The organism is Bradyrhizobium sp., from assembly GCF_049798375.1.
In the GTDB taxonomy this organism is placed as follows: Bacteria; Pseudomonadota; Alphaproteobacteria; order Rhizobiales; family Xanthobacteraceae; genus Bradyrhizobium.
In genome coordinates, this window is the sequence record NZ_JBARGP010000435.1 from 1 (window position 1) to 3,259 (window position 3,259).

The following is a 3,259-nucleotide window of genomic DNA, read 5'->3' on the forward strand; positions in this document are numbered from 1 at the left end:
CAGGCCAAGGTCACCGCGGTGGCCTGCCATCCCAAGGAAGACGTGCTTGCCGCCGGCTACGAGGACGGCACGGTGCTGATGGTGCGCATGCATGACGGCGCCGAGATTCTCGTGCGCCGCAACGGCACGCCGCCGATTGCGGGACTGGCCTGGAATTCAAACGGCAACTGGCTTGCCTTCACCGACGAGACCGGCGAGGCGGGCCTCCTCAAGCTCTGATCTGTTAAGATATTGCGGCGCGGTTCCCTTGAATGCTGTTTGGGGAACCGCGCCCGTCGCCGTTCGTTGATCCAGGGCACAATTTGCGGGTGACGATCATGGCCTCAGAGAACGACAAGCGCTCCTTGCGCAAGGATTTGACGCTGGCGGCCGGCCTGTTCGTGACCGGCGCGATCATGGCGGCGGTGTCCCTGACCGAAATCCGCGCGGAACATTTGGATCGGATGGCGCAGGCCACGCCTTCGCCGTCGGCCTCACCGACGCCATCGAGCACGCCGGCCGAGTCGAAGCCCGGCGGCACCCGTCCGACCACCCCGGCGCCGGAGCCGGCGCAGCCTGGGCCAGCGGCGCAGCAGGAAGGCGCCAAGCCGGCGCTGCCGCCCGCGCCCGCGGAGAAGGTCGCCCCACCGATCGAGAAGAAGTAGCCAGTTCGGCTGTCATCGTCCGGCTTGACCGGACGATCCAGTAAACGCAAGCGCATCGAGTCTCACGACTGCTGCGGCGTACTGGCTGCCCCGCCTGCGCGGGGGCATGACGAGCTCGTAAGCGTCGTGCCGCGCGATTCCCGGAATGACGGCATTTTGTCAATCAGCACGATGCCCGGTGCGACCGCAGCAGCTCTGCCGGTTCGATAGTCTCGCTTGTGTCACCTGTGCGCGCCATAGTCCGGCGTCGCAGATGACGCACGAGGCAGATGATGAAGATCGAGGATATCCGGCGTACCGCCTATTCGATGCCGCTGACCAACCCGTCATTCCCGCCCGGGCCCTATCGTTTCTTCAACCGCGAATATTTCGTCATCGCCTATCGCACCGATCCGGAGGCGCTGGCCGCCGTGGTGCCGGAGCCGCTTGAGATCGTCGAGCCGGTGGTGAAATACGAGTTCATCCGGATGCCGGACTCGACCGGCTTCGGCGATTACACCGAAACCGGGCAGGTGATCCCGGTGCGCTTCAACGGCGTCGAGGGCGCCTATACTCACGCGATGTATCTCGACGACGATGCGCCGATCGCCGGCGGCCGCGAGCTGTGGGGATTCCCCAAGAAGCGCGCCACGCCGAAGGTCGTCGTTGAAAGCGACGTACTGCTCGGCACCTTGCACTACGGCTCGGTGCTGTGCGCCTCCGCCACCATGGGCTACAAGCATCGCCCGGTCGACCATGACGGCGTTGTGGCCGGCATGAAGGCGCCGAACTTTATTTTGAAGATTATTCCGCATGTCGACGGTTCGCCTCGGATCTGCGAACTGGTGCGCTTCCATCTCGAGGACATCACCTTGAAGGAGGCCTGGACCGGGCCGGCCGCGCTCGGCCTGTTTCCGCATGCGCTGGCCGACGTCTCACGGCTGCCGGTCCGTGAAGTGCTCTCCGCAACGCACTTCAAGGCGGATCTGACGCTCGGTCTCGGCACCGTTGCGTTCGACTACCTGGCGAAGTAGCTCTCGTCGTCCCGGGCGTTCGGATGCGGCTCCGATCCGCGCCGGGGCGCTTCTCTCCGCTGTCATCGCCCGCGAAGGCGGGCGATCCAGTACTCCGAGGTGTTCGTGATTAACCGAGACACCGCGGCGTACTGGATGCCCCCTGGGCTCACGAGACAAGTGCAACACCTGCTAAAGGTGTTGTCGCGATGGGACAATGTTATGGCCAGCTCAGCCTTGAAGAGCGCGTTGAGATATACCGCCTGCATGCAGGCGGTATATCTCAAAACCAAATTGCGATTGCACTCGGCCGGGCGCGGTCGACGATAAATCGGGAACTCAACCGCAACTCCAAACCTACGAAGGTTTGGCCGGGAGGCTATGATGCTGTCCGAGCGCAGCAATTGGCTGAGCGGCGGAGGCGATGGGACTGTCGGTTTAAGCTTGCGCGCCAGCCAGGCTTGCGGAACTGCGTGAGAAAAAGCCTTGCGACGGGACATTCGCCCGAGCAGATCGCAGGCCGGCTGGCGCGCAGGCATGGTCGCGTGATCATCAGCCATGAGTCAATCTATCGTTTCATTTATCATCGCACGGCCCAGGGGGATTACTGGTACCGCCTGCTGCCGCGTCATAAGAAAATTCGAGGACGTCGAAGGCTGGGCGGTAGCTCTGGCAGCCTCATTAAACAGCGTCGCTCGATTACCGAGCGCCCCGCGGAGGTCGAAGGTCGCCGGGCACCAGGCCATTGGGAGGCAGACTTCATGATGTTCTCCCGACCTGGTCAGGGATTGCTGGTTCTTCACGAACGAAAAACCCGTTTCACTATTGTTCATCGTCCAGCCGATCGAAAAGCCATCCCCACTGCTGAGAACATCGCCCGTCAGCTCGGCGGACTGCCACAGCAAATGCGCCGGACCATCAGCTTCGACAACGGAAACGAGTTTGCTGAACATCACCGGCTCCACAAGAGACTCGGCGTACAGACGTTCTTCTGCGATCCGCACAGCCCCTGGCAGAAAGGCGGCGTGGAAAATTCGATCGGCCGCTTGCGACGCCCGCTGCCCCGCAAAACGGATCTCAACGGCATGACGGCCGCCGATCTTAGGCGGCATGTTCAGCGCCTCAATAATACCCCACGCAAATGCCTGGACTTCAGAACACCCGCCGAGGCATTCTCTGAACTCAAATCAACCGTTGCACTTCAACCGTGAATCCATCCCCCGCCTGCGCGGGGCATGACAATTGTATATGCAGCGGCGGTGCGAACTACCAACTAACGCACCAGCACGTTCCGGAACTGCCACGGATCGCTCGTGTCGATATCCTCGGGGAACAGGCCCGGACGATCGGTCAGCGGCGTCCAGTCGGTGTAGTAGCCCTTGACCGGTCCGAGATAGGGCAGCTGGATTTCCAGCAGGCGATCGAAATCCATTTCGTCGGCTTCGACGATGCCTTCCTTCGGATTTTCCAGTGCCCACACCATGCCGCCGAGCACGGCGGAGGTCACCTGCAGGCCGGTGGCGTTCTGATAGGGCGCGAGAGCGCGGGTCTCTTCGATCGAGAGCTGCGAGCCGTACCAATACGCATTGTTGTCGTGGCCGAACAGCAGCACGCCGAGCTCGT

3 protein-coding genes and 2 pseudogenes are annotated in these 3,259 nt (G+C 62.4%); 4 read left to right on the forward strand and 1 reads right to left on the reverse strand.

Features of this window, described 5'->3' with window-relative positions:
• The 4 genes and pseudogenes from WA702_RS18225 to WA702_RS18240 form a co-directional block, all read left to right on the forward strand.
• A pseudogene (locus WA702_RS18225) lies at positions 1–219 on the forward strand (WD40 repeat domain-containing protein); the annotation flags it as partial.
• 98 nt (positions 220–317) lie between these two features.
• Positions 318–644 carry a hypothetical protein gene (locus WA702_RS18230; RefSeq protein ID WP_425111931.1) on the forward strand — a complete coding sequence of 109 codons (327 nt, stop codon included), beginning with the start codon at positions 318–320 and terminating at the stop codon, positions 642–644.
• Positions 645–916: 272 nt separating this feature from the next.
• Entirely contained in the window at positions 917–1,657 is a 741-nt protein-coding gene (locus WA702_RS18235; RefSeq protein ID WP_425111932.1) for an acetoacetate decarboxylase, read from the forward strand.
• 188 nt (positions 1,658–1,845) lie between these two features.
• Positions 1,846–2,847, forward strand: coding sequence for an IS30 family transposase (locus WA702_RS18240; protein ID WP_425111933.1), 1,002 nt, complete (start codon positions 1,846–1,848; stop codon positions 2,845–2,847).
• A 62-nt stretch (positions 2,848–2,909) separates the two neighbouring features.
• Here WA702_RS18240 and WA702_RS18245 read toward each other — a convergent pair.
• Positions 2,910–3,259, reverse strand: a pseudogene (locus WA702_RS18245) (homospermidine synthase); the annotation flags it as partial.